The organism is Luteibacter sp. HAY1-4A (assembly GCF_056755355.1).
Genome location: NZ_JBNDHZ010000020.1, coordinates 19,618 through 38,192, shown reverse-complemented (window position 1 = coordinate 38,192; position 18,575 = coordinate 19,618). Strand labels below are relative to the sequence as shown.

Annotated in this window: 17 protein-coding genes; 10 read left to right on the top strand and 7 right to left on the bottom strand. The window is 66.5% G+C overall.

From position 1 onward, the window contains the following. Window positions 1-16 precede the first annotated feature (16 nt). Window positions 17-1,330, top strand: a complete 1,314-nt coding sequence (locus ACPYOD_RS08755) for a hypothetical protein (RefSeq protein ID WP_481301352.1) — start codon at window positions 17-19, stop codon at window positions 1,328-1,330. A 54-nt stretch (window positions 1,331-1,384) separates the two neighbouring features. On the opposite strand, the gene ACPYOD_RS08750 is transcribed toward ACPYOD_RS08755, so the two are convergent. Then, complete coding sequence (locus tag ACPYOD_RS08750; RefSeq protein ID WP_481301351.1) at window positions 1,385-2,707, bottom strand: S8 family peptidase; 1,323 nt, start codon at window positions 2,705-2,707, stop codon at window positions 1,385-1,387. A gap of 168 nt (window positions 2,708-2,875) precedes the next feature. Next, window positions 2,876-4,678, bottom strand: a complete 1,803-nt coding sequence (locus ACPYOD_RS08745; RefSeq protein WP_481301350.1) for a M4 family metallopeptidase — start codon at window positions 4,676-4,678, stop codon at window positions 2,876-2,878. A gap of 316 nt (window positions 4,679-4,994) precedes the next feature. On the opposite strand from ACPYOD_RS08745, the gene ACPYOD_RS08740 reads away from it, so the two are divergent. Further along, the gene (locus ACPYOD_RS08740; RefSeq protein WP_481301349.1) at window positions 4,995-5,447 is read left to right on the top strand and encodes a DUF4279 domain-containing protein; all 453 of its coding nucleotides are present in this window, start codon (window positions 4,995-4,997) and stop codon (window positions 5,445-5,447) included. A 10-nt stretch (window positions 5,448-5,457) separates the two neighbouring features. Here the strand turns inward: ACPYOD_RS08740 and sufT are convergent, their stop codons facing one another. Then, the gene (gene sufT / locus ACPYOD_RS08735; RefSeq protein ID WP_072322880.1) at window positions 5,458-6,015 is read right to left on the bottom strand and encodes a putative Fe-S cluster assembly protein SufT; all 558 of its coding nucleotides are present in this window, start codon (window positions 6,013-6,015) and stop codon (window positions 5,458-5,460) included. 170 nt (window positions 6,016-6,185) lie between these two features. Here sufT and ACPYOD_RS08730 point away from each other — a divergent pair, with 170 nt between their 5' ends. From ACPYOD_RS08730 to dnaE, 8 genes are all read left to right on the top strand, one after another. After that, window positions 6,186-6,650, top strand: coding sequence for a hypothetical protein (locus ACPYOD_RS08730; protein ID WP_481301348.1), 465 nt, complete (start codon window positions 6,186-6,188; stop codon window positions 6,648-6,650). 90 nt (window positions 6,651-6,740) lie between these two features. Further along, window positions 6,741-7,364: an RNA polymerase sigma factor gene (locus tag ACPYOD_RS08725; protein WP_481301347.1), complete on the top strand. Its 624-nt coding sequence runs from the start codon at window positions 6,741-6,743 to the stop codon at window positions 7,362-7,364. After that, window positions 7,361-7,732 carry a hypothetical protein gene (locus tag ACPYOD_RS08720; protein WP_481301346.1) on the top strand — a complete coding sequence of 124 codons (372 nt, stop codon included), beginning with the start codon at window positions 7,361-7,363 and terminating at the stop codon, window positions 7,730-7,732. Before ACPYOD_RS08725 ends, ACPYOD_RS08720 begins: the two co-directional genes overlap by 4 nt. A gap of 5 nt (window positions 7,733-7,737) precedes the next feature. Beyond that, window positions 7,738-8,289, top strand: coding sequence for a DUF3106 domain-containing protein (locus ACPYOD_RS08715; RefSeq protein WP_481301345.1), 552 nt, complete (start codon window positions 7,738-7,740; stop codon window positions 8,287-8,289). A 123-nt stretch (window positions 8,290-8,412) separates the two neighbouring features. Beyond that, complete coding sequence (locus tag ACPYOD_RS08710) at window positions 8,413-8,979, top strand: nitroreductase family protein (protein ID WP_481301344.1); 567 nt, start codon at window positions 8,413-8,415, stop codon at window positions 8,977-8,979. Window positions 8,980-9,041: 62 nt separating this feature from the next. Then, window positions 9,042-9,866, top strand: a complete 825-nt coding sequence (locus tag ACPYOD_RS08705) for a 5'-3' exonuclease (protein WP_481301391.1) — start codon at window positions 9,042-9,044, stop codon at window positions 9,864-9,866. A gap of 156 nt (window positions 9,867-10,022) precedes the next feature. Continuing rightward, window positions 10,023-10,607, top strand: coding sequence for an NUDIX hydrolase (locus tag ACPYOD_RS08700; RefSeq protein WP_481301343.1), 585 nt, complete (start codon window positions 10,023-10,025; stop codon window positions 10,605-10,607). An 81-nt stretch (window positions 10,608-10,688) separates the two neighbouring features. Beyond that, window positions 10,689-14,234, top strand: coding sequence for a DNA polymerase III subunit alpha (dnaE, locus tag ACPYOD_RS08695; RefSeq protein ID WP_481301342.1), 3,546 nt, complete (start codon window positions 10,689-10,691; stop codon window positions 14,232-14,234). A gap of 35 nt (window positions 14,235-14,269) precedes the next feature. Here the strand turns inward: dnaE and ACPYOD_RS08690 are convergent, their stop codons facing one another. The 4 genes from ACPYOD_RS08690 to ACPYOD_RS08675 all read right to left on the bottom strand — a co-directional run bounded on the left by ACPYOD_RS08690 (window position 14,270) and on the right by ACPYOD_RS08675 (window position 18,571). Next, window positions 14,270-14,869 (bottom strand): hypothetical protein, encoded by a 600-nt coding sequence (locus ACPYOD_RS08690; RefSeq protein ID WP_481301341.1) that lies wholly within the window; start codon window positions 14,867-14,869, stop codon window positions 14,270-14,272. A 154-nt stretch (window positions 14,870-15,023) separates the two neighbouring features. After that, on the bottom strand, window positions 15,024-16,724 hold the full coding sequence (locus tag ACPYOD_RS08685) for a bifunctional sulfate adenylyltransferase/adenylylsulfate kinase (RefSeq protein ID WP_481301340.1): 1,701 nt from the start codon (window positions 16,722-16,724) through the stop codon (window positions 15,024-15,026). A 2-nt stretch (window positions 16,725-16,726) separates the two neighbouring features. Beyond that, window positions 16,727-17,548, bottom strand: a complete 822-nt coding sequence (locus tag ACPYOD_RS08680; protein WP_481301339.1) for a sulfotransferase family protein — start codon at window positions 17,546-17,548, stop codon at window positions 16,727-16,729. Window positions 17,549-17,560: 12 nt separating this feature from the next. Then, window positions 17,561-18,571: a LacI family DNA-binding transcriptional regulator gene (locus tag ACPYOD_RS08675; protein ID WP_481301338.1), complete on the bottom strand. Its 1,011-nt coding sequence runs from the start codon at window positions 18,569-18,571 to the stop codon at window positions 17,561-17,563. Window positions 18,572-18,575 lie beyond the last annotated feature (4 nt).

The window sequence follows — 18,575 nt, the reverse complement described above, 5'->3', positions numbered from 1 at the left end:
CTCAACGGGAAAATGCATGCCTCGCCTCCAACCCTCGCTGGCGCGCGCCACGGCGCTCGCGCTCGCAGCGCAGCTTGTCGTCCCATTCTCCGGCGTCGTCCGTGCGGACGGCGTCCCGGCACCGGGATACACCGCTAAAGACGTTCGCGCACCCGGTGACCTGGACCCCACGTTCGGCGACAACGGACGCGCGACCTTCGCGTCGCGGGGTCTCGCCATACCGGCCGGCGATGGAAAGTACTGGGTGGTGTCGCGCATGGACGACGTGCCGGGAAAGGTCCAGGTACGACGCCTGCTGGAGAACGGAACGGCCGACCCGACCTTCCCTTCCGGTGGAACCATCGTCGAGCTCTATCCGGGCGCGCGGGATCTTGAGCTGTTTGCCATGCGACGGCAGTCCAGCGGCAAGATCGTGCTCGTCGGCCGCCTGTTCTTCGTCGACGGCACCACCGCCCCGCTCTTCGCCCGCCTGGGCCTCGACGGCCGGCTGGACACATCGTTCGGGAGAAATGGCATCCGCCTCGTCGACTTCGACGACGGCGCAAGCACGCGCTACGTCAACGGTGTGGATATCCAACCGGACGACAAGATCGTCACAGCGACGCTGTCGGCATTCGAAGAAAAGATGTATCCGCGAATCGTCAGGCTCCATGCGGACGGCGACCAGGACGCCGGCTTCGGGCGCAACGGCGTCGTCTATGACGTTCCCGAAGGTACCAACCTTCTCTCCGCACTTGCACTGGACGACGGCAAACTGCTGTTCGGCGGCATGTCCGCGGTGAACGCCAGCGCCGTGCTCACGCGACGTCGAAGCGACGGCAGCCTCGACACCGATTTCGGAGACGAGGGTTTTGTGTTCCTGCGCGATAAGAATCACCCCGGCATGAGGGTGGGAAGCATGACGTCCTCGACCGGGGACGATTCCGTGGTGGTGGGCGGCATCAGCGAGACGGCGACCGTGTCGGGCTGGGTAGCCAAGGTGATGCCCGATGGCCGGCTGGACCAGGACTTCAACGGCGGTAGCCCGCTGTTCACCGATCACCTGTCGATCTATTCGCTCGCGACACAACACGACGGGAAAATCGTGCTGCACGGCGCAAGCCGCTCGTCGTGGCCATCCATCATGGCCATAGGCAGGGTCGATCGCGCCGGAATCTTCGACACGTCATTCGGTTCCGACGGCGTCGCGCTCACACCGCCTCCCGTACAGACCCCCTATTCGAACATCTATTCGTATTCGGAAATTCAGGGGCCGAAGCTGTTCATCAGTGACGTGGTCGCACAGGACGATGTTTACGAGGTTCAGTTGCTTCGTTACGACTTGAAGTAGAGACGCCGCGCCTCGTCAGGTGCGACACCGGATTAAGCTCATCGGCAGCGCGCCTCAAGGGCGCCGGGCACGATCTTCGACGACCGCGTCCACGGTCGCCCCTGCGTCCATCAACCCCGCGCCGCAGCCTTTCGGGCAGCGGCCGGGAATGGGCCGCGCGTTATCGACCAATTGGGTCACCACCTCATCCACGCCGATGTCCGGATCGGCCGAGCGCATGAGGGCCACCAGCGCGGAGACGAGCGGCGCGGCAACGGACGTGCCACCGCGATAGCCGAACACCGAGCGCTCGTGGCCGCGCTTGCCGGTGTCCCAGGTGGAAAGGATGTTGTCCATGCCGACTCCGCCGAGGTCGCCGCCCGGCGCGGACAACGTCACCTGCTGGCCGAAGTTCGAATACTCCGCCATGGCACCATCCCTGCCGAGCGCGGCAACCGAGACCACGCCCGGACAGTTGGCCGGCGTATTCGTGTTGACGTTCTTCCGGTCGTTGCCCGCCGATGTGACCACTACGGAGCCGCGCGAGCGCGCCTCCTCGATGGCGCGCCGCAACGACGACACGCACGGACCACTGCTTCCCATGCTCACGTTGATCACATCGGCACGACGACCAAGGGGCGGCACGCCGGGTACGTGGCCGCCACTGGCCCAGACGATGGCGTCGGCCAGATCGGAAGCACGCCCGCCACATCGGCCCAGTACGCGGACAGGAATCAACTTCGCCTCGGGCGCCAATCCCACGATACCGGGACGGTTGCCGGCACGCGCCACGACGAGGCCCGCCATATGCGTGCCGTGCCATGTGGACCGCCTGCCTTCCGCGGCCCCGCAGTCGCCGGCGTCGCTCCAGTTGCCCGGGTCGGTGGGATCCGCGTCACGTCCGTCGCCGTCCCGCGCCGTACCCACATCGCTGATGAAGTCGTAGCCCGGAAGCAGCTGGCCGTCGAACTCTGGATGCGGGGTGATGCCGGTATCGAGCATGGCCACCACGGCGCCGGCGCCGCGCGTGTACTTCCATGCCACCTGCGCATCCACGCCCACTTTCGGATCGTGCATGTACCACTGCCGTTTCCAGAGCGAGTCGACGATCGTATGCGGTGCGAGCAGCAGGTCTTCTTCGACTGTGACGCCCGGCAAGCGGGCAAGCCGCCGCGCCTCCTCCGGGCTCATCTCGAACACCTCGCCACCCGCGGCAAGGGAGCGGAGGCGGTTCGTTCCCGGGCTCGTCGCCTGCATGCGCTGCGCGCGTGGCGTAGCGGCGCGCGGGATGCGCGAATGCGCAGTCTCTGGAAAATGCACGATGTATTGCGTCGGGGACGCGATCGCGAACGTCGATACCGCGAGCAGTGGGAGGGTCGCCGGAGAAATGAATCGCATGAAAGGTCCTTCGGATGCGCGGCATGCGCGGGTCCGACAAACCTAGGTTCAGACTGGCGACGCGGGTACGCGACCAAGCCCACCGCGTCGTGTGGGATGTCTCTTCGCCACATAAGGAAGGCCCGGGCGTCGCCGCCCGGGCCTTGTGGTGGATCGTTGCTTATGTCGTTACTGCACGGCCTTCAAAGCCACATTCGAGTAAGCGGTGTAACCGCGGATCTGAATGTAGTAAGTAGCTGCCGACGACACATTGATGGTGCAGGTCTCGTTATTGCCGTTGAGGTACGGACGGCAGGTATACGACGTGGTGGTTGGGACCGCACCGCGACGCACGTACAGGTCCGCGTCGCCGGTACCGCCACTCATGGTGACCGTCAGCGTGCCAGCTACCGCGGAAACCGAGTAGTTGGTCACCGACCCCGACGCACCCGACAGCCCGGTCTTGTTCAGCAGGACCGTACCGCCGCCACCGCCCGAGCAGCTCACACCGACGCTGCTGAAAGCGGAAACCACGTCCGCCGAGCTGAACCCGAGATCGTTCGCCGCCGTGGCGACGCCGCAGGAACCGCTGTTGTACGTGGAACTGGCCGTCCAGTAGAGATCGTTGGCACGAGCGAAGGCCTGGAACGCCTTCTGCGTATTCCAACCGGTCTTCTGCGCCAAGAGGCAGAAGGCCTTGTTGTACACACCGGACGAGTAGTGCACATCGAGCCCGTTGTAGTAATCGGCGGCGTTGTCGATCGAAGCGCCGTCCTGGGTCGGGTTGCACATGTAGCGCAGGGCGCCGCTGCCCTTGAATATCTCAGAACCCACCAACCAGTCGTTCGATCCTCGGTCGTAGTACTCCGCGGCTTCGCCCGCCATGTCGGAGAAGGCCTCGTTCATGCCGCCCGACTGGCCGCTGTAGGTGAGGTTTGACTGCTGCTCGGTGAAGCCATGGCTGATCTCGTGCGAGGTCACGTCCAGGGATACGAGGGGATAGAACGTGCTGGCTCCGTCGCCGAACGTCATCGAGGTGCCGTCCCAGAAGGCGTTCTCGTAGTTGTTGCCGTAGTGCACCTTCATCAGAAGAACCTGCCCGCCGGTCAGCGGCGGCATGCCCATGTAAGCCTGGTACATGTCGTGCACCACGCCACCGAAGTGATGCGCGTCGTTGATCGGGCCATAAGCGCCGTTGATGGCATCGCCGCTCGAGTTCGGACAGGTGAAGCTCCACAGCGTGCCGCTGCCCGAGGTCGCGTGGTTCATGTTGTACGTGCGCACGTACGTGTTCTGCATCGTGCAGGTGCTGCCCGACTGCGTCACGTTGAGGTATGGAAGGCCGTTGGCACCCCAGGTGTACTGGCCGGTCTTCTGGTTGCCGCCGGGGCCTGTGGCGTTCGCATACGTCAGGCCATCCCACTGTTCGAGGATCTGCCCGGTGTTCGCATCGATGATCGCCGTCGGCCGGGTCGGATGATCGCCGCCGGAGAAGAACGAGGTGAGGTATACAAGGCGGGCGGGTCCGCCCTCCTGCGGATAAATGAAGAGTTCGGCCTTGCCGTTCTCGGGCTTCGCCAGGCCACTGACGAACGAGCTCGACTGCTTGACCAGCAGTGCCACCGCCTGGCTCTTTTCGAAGCGCGGGGTCACGGAGGCGATATCCACCTGCAGATCGGACGACACTACGCCATTGGCGACCAGCGCGTTCCCCTGCGCGTCCTGTTCCACGGCGATGCTATGGCCGAAAACCGGCACACCCTTGAAGGTCTGCTGCATGCGCACGGTGGTCGTGCCTCGCACCGTCGGGGCCATGGACTTGGCGACGAAGCCATTGTCGGCCGTCAGGCCCAGGCGCGCGTTGAGTTGCGAGACGGGCGCGGAGCCCAGGTTCTGCGCGTGCAAGGCCTGCTGGGTAGCCGCACCTGCCGCCGACGCGGCCACGATGGCCAGCGAGGCGGCCAGGAGTTTCAAGCGAACTTGACTTGCCATTACGTTCCTCCTCCTGGAATGGGCCGCACGAAGCCATTGCGGCCGTGGGGACCACATTCCGAACGATATGAATTCGCGCCGTGGCGCGATGCCCGTTGCTGCGGCTCCGTGTGGTCGCCTGCCGTCCCCTCCTCCTGCTCCCTCGGAAAGCGGCATGGACCTTCACCCGCGGAACCGACCTCCGTTCTCCCTGCCGAAGGTCACGGTCAACCTAGCGCAAGAACTAGCGGTCGACTACCTAGGGATTTCCCTAGGACGCGGAAAAACGCGATGCTAGACACGCGGCGACCCACATGAACCTGCGAAAGGACAGCGGATGAGCGTGACCTCCGACATCGATGGCGACCTGCGGCGCCTCACGCCGTCCGTACGCGCCGCATTCCGGCTCACGTCGGAGCGGCACCCGCTGGAACGCCTGCTCACGGAAATCGAACTCCCTGGCGCGGCCACCTGGCAGAAAGGCGAGAGCATCGCGTCGTCGGAACTGCAGCGCCGGGCAAACGGCTGGTGCGTGGAACTGCCCTGGCAGCGCACGTACATGCTCGATGGGCCGCTCACGGAATTGCTGGCGATGCTCGCACCCCATCGCGACGAGATCGTCGCAGCGGTGCGATCGCTCGAACTCGACGCGCATGTGGGCCTGCATGTGCGCATGTACGGTCAGGAAGTGCCTGCCTGCCTGTTCTCGACGGCCAGCATCAAGGCCCTCGCGACCTACGGCGCATCGCTCGAAGTCGGCATCGTTCCGTCGACACCGCCCGAATCCTGATGACCGGTGCTTAAAGCATGCCGGTCTCGAGCTTCGCCGCGTCCGACATCATGGAATGGTTCCACGGTGGGTCGAACACCAGGTCGACATCCGCTTCCATGACGGTGGGAATGATCTCGAGCTTCGTGCGCACGTCGTCGACGAGAATGTCACCCATGCCGCAACCCGGTGCGGTGAGCGTCATCTTCACGTAGACCTTGCGGCCGCCTTCGTCGCCGGTTTCCAGGCTCACGTCGTACACGAGGCCCAGCTCCACCACGTTGATGGGGATCTCCGGGTCGAAACAGGTGCGCAGTTGCTGCCACACGAGCTTCTCGACGTCCTCGTCGGACGCGTCGTCCGAGAGTTCGATCGGTTTCGGCGGCTCCTTGCCCAGCGCGTCGGCATCGTTGCCCGCGATACGGAACAGGTTGCCTTCCACGTACACGGTGAAGCTGCCGCCGAGGGCCTGGGTGATGTAGCCGATCTGCCCGGCCGGGAGCGTCACCGTCTCGCCCTGCGGAACCATGACCGCCTGGCAGTCACGCTCGAGGGTGAAGGGCTCGCTGCTGAGGCTGAAACCGCTCATTGCTGTCCTGTAAAGGCCGCTGGGCGGCCGCAAAGTCGTCGATTATGCTCCCGCCGGGCCCCGGCGGTAAGCATCCACCGGCTCTTACGTCGGGGCAGCGGCCTGTCCCCTCAAGAGCGCGAAATGGCCATGGCCGCTATCATGCGCGCTTTGCCCGCAGCCACGATCCGATGCCCGATCCGCGCCAACCACCCCAGGCCGAGCGCTCCCCGCTCGCCGGCTTCCTCTTCGGCGTCGTCTGTGCCGCGATGTTCGGCCTTGCCGTGGGGGCGGTGTGGATGCTGCCGTCGATGATGTTCGGCCGCGCACTGCCCGCACTGGTACTGCCGGCCGGGTGGGTGCTGGGCGTCGTGACGCGGCGCTGGCTCCGCTTCCGCGGTGTCGCGGGGGCCGTGCTGGCCGCGGGTGCCACGCTGCTGGCGGCCGCCTACACCGCCTGTCTCGTGGCCGCGGCCACCATTGCCGGCATGATGGGCATCGGCCTGGCGCGGGCCATGAGCGATGCGGGCCCGGCGATGCTCGTGGAACTGGCGCGCCTGGCCCAGGGGCCCGGGGACGTGGTGCTGGCGCTCGCCGGCGCGGCCCTCGCGGCCATGGTGGCCTGGCCGCTGCGCGCGCGACCGGCCACTTCATAACCCATAAATATCAACGCCCGGAAGATATTGCGTCGAACGGGCAGTCAACCGGCGGTCGCCGACCGCGTTTACCGGAGTGAACCAGGCCGTATGGAGCACGAGGATGCCGAGACCGACGACGCGGAGAAGGCCGTGAACGCCTCGCTCGCGCTCGACAGCGCATCGCTCGACGGCCTGCGCGAGGTACCCGCGAACATGGATGCGTTCCTGGCCGCCATCGAGCGGCGGGCCTGGCGCATGGCCGAGATCCACCTGGGCAACCGGGAGGACGCGCTGGACGCCGTGCAGGACGCCATGCTGAGGCTCGTGCACCACTACAGCGACAAGCCGGCGGGCGAATGGACGCCGCTCTTCTGGGGCATCCTGCGCCGCCGCATCGTCGACCTGCAGCGCCGCCGCAAGGTGCGCTCGATCGTGGTGGGTTGGCTGGGTGGCGGCAAGGACGACGACGGCGACGAGCTCCCGCAGTGGGAACCCGCCGACGACAGTCCGGACCCGTCGGCACGATTGCAGGATTCGCAGGCTTACGCGGACATCGTCGCGGCCCTGCGCAACCTGCCGCGGCGGCAGCGCGAAGCCTTCGTGCTTCGCGTCATGGAAGGCCTGGATGTCGCCGAAACGGCCGTAGCCATGGGCTGCTCCGACGGCAGTGTGAAGACCCATCTTTCGCGCGCGATGCATGCGCTGCGCGATCAACTGGAGGCATGGCGATGAGCCAGCACGATCAGGAACTCGAACGCCGCGCCAGGAACCTGTACCTGCGCGCCAGCCGGGACGTCGATCCGGTCGTCGCCGGACGCCTGCGCGCCGCGCGGCGCACGGCCCTGGCCCATCCGCACCATTCGACGGCGCGGCGTCTCCTGCTGCCCACCGGCGCGTTCGCCGTGCTGGCCCTTGCCACGCTCATGGTGTGGCAACCGGGCGGCGGCCCGCCGTCGCCTGCCGTGGTCGCCCAGCCCGGCGACGGCGAGCCCAACGACCTGCCGCCCGATGCGGACAGCGCCGATCCGGCCCTCTACAAGGACCTCCAGTTCTATAGCTGGCTGGCCTACAACGACACCCGTCCCTCGTCCCGCAAGTGATGCCCATGCGCCGCGCTCCGCTCGTCCTCGCCCTGCTGCTCGCGCTCGCGGCACCACATGCCGCCATGGCGCAGGATCGTCCTCCGCCGCCGCCTACCGGCCAGGAGGAACCGCCGCCCGTGTCCGCCCCGCGGCCGTGGAAGGCGCTCTCGGCCGACGAGAAGGACATCCTCGCGCCGCTGGCGCGTGACTGGGACACGTTCCCGCCGCAGCGGCAGTCGAAGATGCTCGACAAGGCGCAGCGCTGGCGCGGGCTGCCGCCCGAGCGGCGGGCCGAGATCCGCGAGCGCATCGAGCGCTGGCAGCACATGACGCCCGAGGAGCGCGCGGAAGCTCGCCGCAACCGGCAGAAATTCCAGGACCTCTCGCCCGAGCAACGGGACCGGCTGCACGACGCCTTCGAGCGCTTCCGCAACCTGCCCCCGGCACAGCAGCGTGCGCTGATGAATCGATGGCAGAGCCAGTCGCCCGAACAACGCCGCGACGCGGTCGACCACCTGGGCCCGAACGACGCGCTGCCGCCGCCGGACGACAGCAGGCCGCCCGCCCATCCGTAGACAAGGCACTGTGGGAGCCGCTTCAGCGGCGATGTGTACTCGCGGCCAGTTTTGCCCGCTGCCGCGGGATCGCCGGCATAGCCGGCTCCCACAGGGGCTGACGGGGTCCGGTAAACTGGGCGGATGACCGATCTCGCCTTTCTCGACACCCGCCGCTCCGTGCCCTCGCGCCAGCTCGGTGAGCCGGCGCCCGACGATGCCACGCTGCGCCGCCTGATCGAAGCGGCGCTGCGCGTGCCCGACCACGGCAAGCTGGTTCCCTTCCGTATCCGCATCCTGCGCGGTGACGCGAAGCTCGCCTTCGGCCGCAAGCTGGCGAAGATCGCGGAAGACGCGAATCCCGACCTTTCCGAAGCGAAGCGGGAGAAAGAGCGGCACCGTTATGAACACGCGCCACTGGTGCTCGTCGTGTCGGCGAAGATCGACGACGAGAGCAAGGTGCCCGAGATCGAGCAGACCCTCACCGCCGGCTGCGTCGCCTACAACCTTCTACTGGGTGCGCAGGCCCTCGGGTACGGCGCCCAATGGCTCACCGGCTGGGCGGCGTACGATCGCGACGTGGCGAAGCTCCTCGGCATGAAGAAGAGCGAGCACATCGTGGGCTTTATCCATATCGGCACGCCGGCCATGGAAGCGCCCGAGCGCGACCGGCCCTCGTACGACGACGTCGCCAGCGTGTGGCATCCGTGAGCGGCGATTCGCTCGTCCACCTGGTGGACGGCAGCTTGTACGTGTTCCGCGCGTGGCATTCGATGCCCGACGAGTTCCACGACCACGAGGGCGAGCCGGTCAACGCCGTGCATGGCTTCACCCGCTTCCTCTGCGAACTGCTCGAACGCAGCCGCGCCGAACACATCGCGGTGGCATTCGACGCATCGCTCACCACGTCGTTCAGGAACGCTATCTATCCGGCCTATAAGGCGAATCGCGAACTGCCGCCCCCACAGCTGGTGCGCCAGTTCGCGCTGTGCCGGGAGATCGCGGCCGCACTCGGACTCACCGTGCTCAACGACCACCAGTACGAAGCCGACGACCTCATCGGCAGCGCGCTCTGGGGTCTGCGCTCGCATGGTTTCCGCGGCGTCATCGTTTCCGCGGACAAGGATTTCGGCCAATTGCTGGGCGAATCCGACGAGCAATGGGATTTCGCGAAGAACGTACGCTGGGGCGCCGCCGGGGTATTCGAGCGAATGGGCGTGCACCCGCACCAGGTGGCCGACTACCTCGCCCTCTGCGGCGATGCGGTGGACAACATTCCCGGCGTGCCGGGCATCGGCGCCAAGACGGCCGCGGCCCTGCTCGCACACTTCGGCAGCCTGGACAACATCCTCGAGCGCGTGGACGAAGTGCCGTACCTGCGCATCCGCGGGGCGGCCGCCTGCGCGGCGCGCCTGCGGGAGCACGCCGAGCAGGCCCTGCTCTGCCGCCGGCTCACGCGTATCGCGCTGGATATCGCCGTGGCCGAGACGGCCGATGCCTTGAGCCGCCGTGCGGGGGACGCCGCTTCCATTGACGACCTCTGCGAGCGCATCCGCTTCGGGCCGCTGACCCGCACGCGCCTGAAGGCCCTGATCTGACTCCTGTGTGGGAGCCGCTTCAGCGGCGATCCCGCGGCAGCGGGCGGTCACCCCGGCAAACACCATCGCCGCTGAAGCGGCTCCCACAAAGGCACAACGTCACACGGTAGCGATACTCTTGTACGGATACTTCGCCGTCCCGCCAAGGAGCCGCCCATGCAGAACAGTCCGCTGCCGCACGCCTCGCCCGTTCCCGACGACGCTTCCGCGCCCGAGGAGACCATGTTCATAGGCAAGTGGCTCACGCTGAAGAAGCGCGGGCGCTGGGAGTACGCTGTGCGCAACAATCCGCGCGGCGCCGTGATCATCCTGGCGGTCACGCCGGAGGACAAGGTGGTATTCGTGGAGCAGTATCGCGTCTCCATTCTCGCCAACACCATCGAGATGCCCGCCGGCCTGGTGGGCGACATCACCGGGTCGGAAGACGAGGACGTCCTGCTTGCCGCGCGGCGTGAACTGGAAGAGGAAACCGGCTATGCCTGCGGTCGCATCGAATTCGTGCACGAGGGCCCTTCTTCGGCAGGCATGAGTACCGAGATGATCGCCTTCGCGCGCGCCTGGGACCTCGTGAAGGTCGGCGAGGGCGGTGGCGACGAGACCGAGAACATCATCGTGCACGAGGTGCCGCGCGCCGAAGCGGGGCGCTGGCTGTTCGAACGCGCCGAGGAGGGGTTTTCGATTGACGCGAAGTTGTTTGCGGGACTTTGGTTCATCGAGCACCCGGATGCGCATATGCGGTGAGGCCTCCCGCCGAACCTGTCAATTCTTGTCCTGCCCGCACCCGCCGGGGTAGCCTTCCCTCTGCACCATCCGGCGCCGTCCATGTCTGTCCGTTTCGCCCATCTCCACCTGCACAGCGAATACTCGCTGGTCGACTCGACCATCCGCATCAAGCAGCTGGTCGCCGCCTGCGCGCGCATGGGGATGCCGGCCGTCGCACTGACGGACGAGAACAACCTTTTCGGCCTGGTGAAGTTCTACAAGCAGTGCACGGCGGCCGGCGTCAAGCCGATCGCGGGGTGCGACATCTGGGTGTCCAGCCCCGACGATCCGCGCCCGTGGCGCCTCACCCTGCTCTGCCAGGACCGCGACGGCTACCTGAACCTGTCGCGCCTGGTATCGCGCGCATGGCGCGAAGGCCAGGGCAGCGGCCGGGCCCTCGTGGAGGCCACCTGGATGCACCCGGAAAGCGTGCGCGGCCTCATCGCCATCGCCGGACGCGAGAGCGAGGTGGCCCGTATCGCGCTCGGCAGCGGGCTGCCCGCCGCCGGCCAGCGGCTGGAGGGCCTGCGGCGTCTGTTCCCCGACCGTCTTTACCTCGAACTGACCCGCACGGGCCGCGAAAACGAGGAACACTGGGTGCGTGCCGCCATGGCGCTGGCCGGCGAGTACGAACTGCCGGTGATTGCCAGCAACGATGTCCGCTTCCTCGAGCGGGAGGGCTTCGAAGCCCATGAGGCGCGCACCTGCATCAACCAGGGTCGCGTGCTCGCGGACCCGAAACGTCCCCGCGACTACAGCGAAGAGCAGTACTTCAAGTCGCCCGAAGAGATGGAGGCCTTGTTCGCCGACATTCCCGAAGCGCTGGAAAACACCGTCGAACTGGCGCGCCGCTGCAACCTCGAACTGTCCTTCGGCACGTACTACCTGCCGAACTTCCCGGTACCCGAGGGCCACACGCTCGACACGTACATCCGGGAGCAGGCGCAGAAAGGCCTGGAAGAGCGGCTGGCGACGCATCCGCTGGCCCCGGGCAAGACCCTGGAGGATTACCAGGCGCGGCTCGATCGCGAGGTCGACGTCATCATCCGCATGGGCTTCCCCGGCTACTTCCTCATCGTGGCCGACTTCATCAACTGGGGTAAGCAGAATGGCATTCCGGTAGGTCCGGGACGTGGCTCGGGCGCCGGCTCGCTCGTTGCCTGGGTACTCAAGATCACCGACCTGGATCCCCTCCAGTTCGAGTTGCTGTTCGAGCGCTTCCTCAATCCCGAACGCGTGTCGATGCCCGACTTCGACATCGACTTCTGCATGGACCGCCGTGACGAGGTGATCGATTACGTCGCGCGCAAGTATGGCCGTGACCACGTCAGCCAGATCATCACCTACGGTTCGATGGCCGCGAAGGCCGTGCTGCGCGACTCGGGGCGCGTGCTCGGCATGGGCTACGGCCAGGTCGACCGCCTCGCGAAGCTCATCCCGAACCGGCCGCTGGACCTGACGCTGTCGGACGCCCTCGGGCGTTCGGAGAAAGCGAAGAAAGAGCCGGACCGCGTCGTCACCGAACTCTGCAATATCTACGACACCGAAGAAGAACCGCGTGCGCTCATCGACCTTGCACTGAGCCTCGAAGGTCTCACCCGCAACGCGGGCAAGCACGCGGGCGGCGTGGTCATCGCGCCCACCCCGCTGACCGACTTCGCGCCGCTGTACTGCGAGCCGAGCGGCGAAGGTGTCGTCACCCAGTACGACAAGGACGACGTGGAGGCCGTGGGCCTCGTGAAGTTCGACTTCCTCGGCCTGCGCACGCTCACGATCATCGACTGGGCGGTGAAGGCGATCAACAAGCGGCGCGAACGCGAAGGCATCGAACCGCTCGTCATCGAATCGCTGCCGCTGGACGATCCGAAAGTCTACGATCTGCTGAAGAAGGCGCAGACGGTGGCCGTCTTCCAGCTCGAATCCCGCGGCATGCAGGGCATGCTGAAGGAAGCGCAGGCGGACCGCTTCGAGGACATCATCGCCCTCGTGGCCCTGTATCGCCCGGGCCCCATGGACCTCATCCCCAGCTTCTGTGCGCGAAAGCACGGCAAGGAAGCGGTGGAGTATCCCGATCCGCGCGTCGAGCCCATCCTGAAAGAGACCTACGGCATCATGGTCTACCAGGAGCAGGTGATGCAGATGGCGCAGATCGTCGGCGGCTATACGCTCGGCGGCGCCGATCTGCTGCGCCGTGCCATGGGCAAGAAAAAGCCCGAGGAGATGATCAAGCATCGCGCCACGTTCCGCGAGGGCGCGGCGAAGGACGGTATCGACGGCGACAAGGCCGACGCGATCTTCGACCTCATGGAGAAGTTCGCGGGCTACGGCTTCAACAAGTCGCACGCGGCCGCCTATGCACTGGTGTCCTACCAGACCGCGTGGCTGAAAGCGCACTATCCCGCGGAGTTCATGGCCGCGACGATCTCGTCGGACATGGACAACACGGAGAAGGCCGTCACCTTCCTCGACGAAACCCGCGCCATCGGCATCACGGTGCTGCCGCCGGACGTGAACGCGTCGGACTGGATGTTCGAAGCGGTGGAACCGAAGGTGGTGCGCTATGGGCTCGGCGCCATCAAGGGCGTGGGCCAGGGCATCTGCGAAGAGATCGTGGCCGAGCGCAAGGCACGCGGCCCTTACCGCGGGCTGGTCGATTTCTGCCAGCGCGTGGGCTCGAACAAGCTCAACAAGCGCACCATGGAAGCACTGGTGCAGTCGGGTGCGCTGGACGCGCTCGGCGAGAATCGCGCCACGCTGTTGATGCACATTCCCGAAGCCATGCGCGCCGCGGACCAGGAAGCGAAGAACCGCGCCTCGGGGCAAGTCGACATCTTCGGCAATGCGTTCGGGGCCGCCGAGGCGCCGAGCATCATCGAACTCTCGGGATCGGTGCCGGAGTGGCCGCTCGAGCAGCTGCTGCAAGGCGAGCACGATACGCTTGGCCACTACCTGTCCGGGCATCCCACCGATCCGTGGAAAGCGGAACTGGCGCAACTGTCCAGCTGCCCGATCGGGGAAATTCCGCAGCGCTACCAGCCGCCCAAGCCGCGCCGTAGCGACGATGACGACAACGCAAGCCGGTTCCGTCGCGGCCCGGAAACGCCGTGGACCGTTGCCGGCATGGTCGTAGGCATGCGCAAGCGCGGGGACAGCGACGCGTTCGTGCAGATCGAAGATGCCACCGGCCTGCTGGAAACCAGCTTCTTCCGCGAGGTATTCACCGAGGCCGCACCGCTGCTCACGCGTGGCAACCTCATCGTGGTGGAAGGCGGGCTGCGCATCGACGACTTCGCTGGCGGTTACCAGTTGCGCGCACGCAAGGCCTATTCGTTGTCCGACGCGATGGAACATTTCGGCCGGTTGCTGACGGTGAAGCTCAATGGCGTGGGTTCCGACTTCCCGCAGCACCTGCGCCAGGCGCTGATGGGTTATCGCGGCGGTCGCACACCACTCCTGCTTGCGGGGTACCGCAACGCGGTCGGCCAGGCCAGCTTCGAGCTGGGGGACGCATGGCGGGTTCGCGCCCTGCCCGACCTGGTACGCACCCTGCGCACCCTGCCCGGCGTGCTCGGTACCGAGCTGCGCATCGTGCGGCCTTCCGATTGAATGCCGCCGCCCGCACGGGCGGCGGCTGATTTCGATCAGCGCAGGTCGACCGCTTCGGCATCCGCCGATTCGACGAGCGTGACATCGCTCACCTGGACCGACGAGCCGGGGGCGGTGTTCGAGATCTTGATGAGTACGTGCGCGGGCGCGGGGGTAGGCTTCCCGTTCGCCACCACCACGACGTTACGCCATTCGCCCGCGGTGGCCGTGGTCTGCACGCTTCCGATGTACTGGGTATACCGGCCGGTGTCGTCGCTCATGTAGAGCGATGCATCGACGTCCGCGTCGGCAGACTCGGCGCGCAGACGAAAGCTGAGGGCATAGGTGGCGCCACTCCACTTGTAGAACATGGCGTACACCGGCTGCTGGATCGAGCTTCCGTAGCTCATCGATACATAAGACTTGTTGCCGTCGTTGCCGAGGGAGACGTGCCCGAGCGCTTCCCAACCGGCGAGACTCGCGAAATTGCCGTTCTTCACAGGCAGGCGACAAGTGACGTCCGCCTCGATGCCCGAATGGCACGCGGGCAGGCTGGACGGGGACGGCATGGTGCCGGCCATCGCCTGGCCGGCGAAGAGGCAAGCGCAGACGGCAGCCGCGCGCATCGCGAGGCTGGACGGATAGAAGGTATTCATGATGCTCCTTGGGGTTTGTGGGTGGCGGGCGGATTACACCGCAGCCGGGCCCCATCCAGGGCGCGCCCGACACGGGACGAGCCCGTTTCCGACATACCTTCGAGATATCGGCCTGCCTAGCCACGCAGACGAGGCAAGTGCCTTTCCTACAAAGCTAGGCGATCAGTTGACGCTCGCGAAGTACGGCGACGATCTGCGCCGCGAGGTACGCCGGCGTCTGCTCTGCACCGTCCAGGCGAAGATCGGGCGCGGCAGGCACTTCGTAAGGATCGCTGATGCCGGTGAATTGCTTGAGCGCACCCGAGCGCGCCTGCGCATAGAGCCCCTTGGTATCGCGTGCTTCGCACACGTCGAGGGCGGTACTCACATGCACTTCGATGAAATCGCCATGCGCTTCGACCAGCGCGCGGGCGGCTGCCCGGTCCTGGGCGTAGGGAGCGATCGGCGCGCAGATGGCGATGCCGCCGTGGCGGACGATTTCCGATGCGACGTAAGCGATCCTGAGAACGTTCGCGGAGCGGTCAGCGCGCGAAAAGCCAAGTCCCGCCGACAAGGTCTTACGTATCTCGTCGCCATCGAGCATGCTGACCTGCCTTCCTGTGTTTTCAAGGACGGCGGCCATGAGCGCCTGGGCGATGGTCGACTTGCCGGCGCCGGAAAGGCCGGTGAAAAAGACGGCGCACCCCCGGTTCTCGGGGCGAGGGAAACGCTGCCGGAGGATCGCTTCCACTTCCGGATAGGTGAACCACGCCGGGATGGCGCTGCCATCGCGCAAGTGTTTGCGCAACTCGGTGCCGGAGATGTCGCTCACGGCTTCGCCCGCGTGGAGTTCGTCGGTGGAGACATACGCCTGCCGGCCCGGCGCATAGACCATTGGCGCGAACGGGAGCACACCGATGCCCAGCTCGTCGGCATGGGCCTGGACCAGGGCCTGCGCCGCCAATGGCTCGTAGTACGGCCGTCCCGATGCGTCCTTGCCCGGACCGGCGTGATCGCGCCCGACGATGAAGAAATTCGCACCGAAGTTCTTCCGGATGATGGCGTGCCAGAGCGCTTCGCGCGGGCCGGCCATGCGCATGGCGAGCGGCAACACCGACAGCTTCACCGCGTTCTCGGGGTAATGCCCCAGCAACGCACGGTAGCAACGGACGCGGGTGTACGTATCGACGTCGCCGTCCCGCGTACGCCCGACGACGGGATGCAGCAGGAGTCTGCCGCCGACCGCCTCCATCGCTCGCCGCGTGAGCTCCACGTGCGCACGGTGCAACGGGTTGCGTGTCTGGAAAGCCACGATGCGATCCCACCCCTGATCGGCGAGCCACGCGCGCATCTCGCGCGGGGAAGCACGCAGGTCGGTGAAATCGTGGTGGGCCGGCCGCTGCAGGCCGCGAACGCGACCGCCAAGGCAGACCTCGCCCCGGCGTAGAAGATCGGCAACCCCGGGGTGCAGCGGGTCTCGCGTACCGTAGACCTGGAACGCTTCCCGCGCCTTGTCCGGGCGGAAGATGTCGGACAGGGTGAGCAGCGCCAGCGCCGTGCCCTGGACGTCGCGCAGCACGACGTCCTGCCCTATCGATAACGACGCCGCGGTATCTGCGGAGACGTCGAGCACGATTGGCATGGGCCAGAGGGTGCCGTCCGCCAGGCGGAGGCCAGCGACGACGGCCTCGTAATCCGCCTCCGCCATGAACCCTTCGAGCGGCGAGAACGCGCCGTCGAGAAGCAGCTCCAGATCGCATAGATGCCGGTGTTCCAGCCGCACGCCGGGCAGCGCGCCGGAGGCGTGCCTCGCGCCGAGCGCCTCCGCTTCGGGCAGGTACAGGTCCTTGAGCACACCACCATGCGGCTCGATCATGGTCAGACGATGGGCACCTGGCGGAGGTTGTTCTTCGGATCGGCCCAGAACGCCTCGTTGGCGAAGCGGCCGAAGACCTCCAGGGGCAGCACGGGCGCGCGCTCGACGGCCTCGACCTTCGCGCGGACGGCGTGCAACCCCGGCATGCCCACCCGCGCATCGAATTCGTCGGCGCTGTACGCGATGTCGTCGAAGTCATGCGCAAACCAGGGCTCACCCAGGAACCGGTACACCGCGCGCATGGCCGCTTCGGGATCGCGCACCAGGCTCTCGTAGGTCAGCAGCAACAGGTGATCGCGTGCCCATTCCCCGTAGAAGGCTTCCTTCGTTGCCTGGTACGCGAAACCGACCATGCCGCGCGGGTCCGTCAGCGCCTCGACGCGCGAATACACCGTCGTGTTGGTGTCGAAGCGAAACACCTTGCTGACGCTCACCGGTTGCTTCAGAACCAGCCGCTCCATGCTGTCGAGCACCCAGGCCAGCTGGCGCACGCAGGCAATGACTTTCACCTCCGGGAACAGGGTGGCGAGCAGACCCATGCGGCTGCACCACAGGCGGCTCATGTCGAACACCGCTTCCGCGCGGGTATCGACGGAATAGAAGTTCTCCACCAGGCCCCGCAGCATGGCCACCCGCTGCGCGTCCGTGACGTCGAAGGCGAAGTCGTTCTTGCTGCTGGCCTCGGCCACCACGACACCCATGATGTCGGCCACAGGACTGGTCATGCCGGCGCGAAAGCGCGGATTCTGGTTCAGGATGGCCGCAAGCAACGTGGTGCCCGCGCGCGGCAGGCCCGAGATGAAATGGAACCGGCGCTCGGACATACGGTGTTTCCTCTAGGGGGGTGCTGGCGCCGTCGATGCACGCAGGCGCATTTGGTAGTCGACCTCGACCATGCGGGGCTCGCCCTTGCCAAGGAGCCCGAGCAGAAGTTCCTCCGTGGCCCGCTTGCCCATGTCGCGCACCGGCTGGTGCACGGTGGTGAGCAGGGGCCACACCTGCGTCGCGATCGTCGTGTCGTCGAAGCCGCAGATGGACACTTCGGCAGGGACCATCACGCCCGCCTCGGCGGCGGCCCAAATCGCACCGACGGCCATGTCGTCGTCGGCCGCGAAGATTGCCGTGGGCCGCTCCTTCAGCCGTAGCAGCTGGCGGGCTGCCTCCACCCCGGATTCGAAGGAGAACTGGCCCTGCACCATGTAGTCGGCACGTTCCTCCAGTCCGGCGCGTTTCAGTCCGTCGCGGTAGCCCGCGAGGCGCCACACGCCCGCGCCATGCTTCGGATCGCCGATGATATGCGCGATGCGGCGGTGTCCCAGCGCGACCAGGTGGTCGACCATCGCAGCCGCGGCCTCGCGCTCCTGCAGGATGACGCCGGCGATGCCCTTCGCCTTGCGCGGCGCGATGGAGGCGAAAGGCAGCCCCGTGCTGCGCAGGTGCGCGAGCAGTGCCGGGTGGTCCGTGATGGGCGGCGTGAGGATCAGGCCATCGGGACGGTGCCGCCACAGGATACCCTCGACCCGTTCCATGAAATCCCGCGCCTTGGAGTCCAGGGGCTGCACCATCATGCTGTACTGCTGCGCCTCGCATGCCTCCTGCACGCCGGCCTGCACCTCCATGATGTAGCTGGGCGACAGGTTGTCGTACAGCAGCCCGATCATGAAGGAGCGATTGGTAGCCAGGCTTCGCGCCGACGTGAGCGGACGGTAGTTCAGTTCGGCGACGGCCGCCATCACACGTTCGCGCACTTCCTTGCGCACGCCCGGTTCCTGGTTGAGCACGCGTGAGACGGTCTTCTTGGATGTATCGGACGCACGAGCCACATCGTTGATGGTCACGCGCGACATGAAG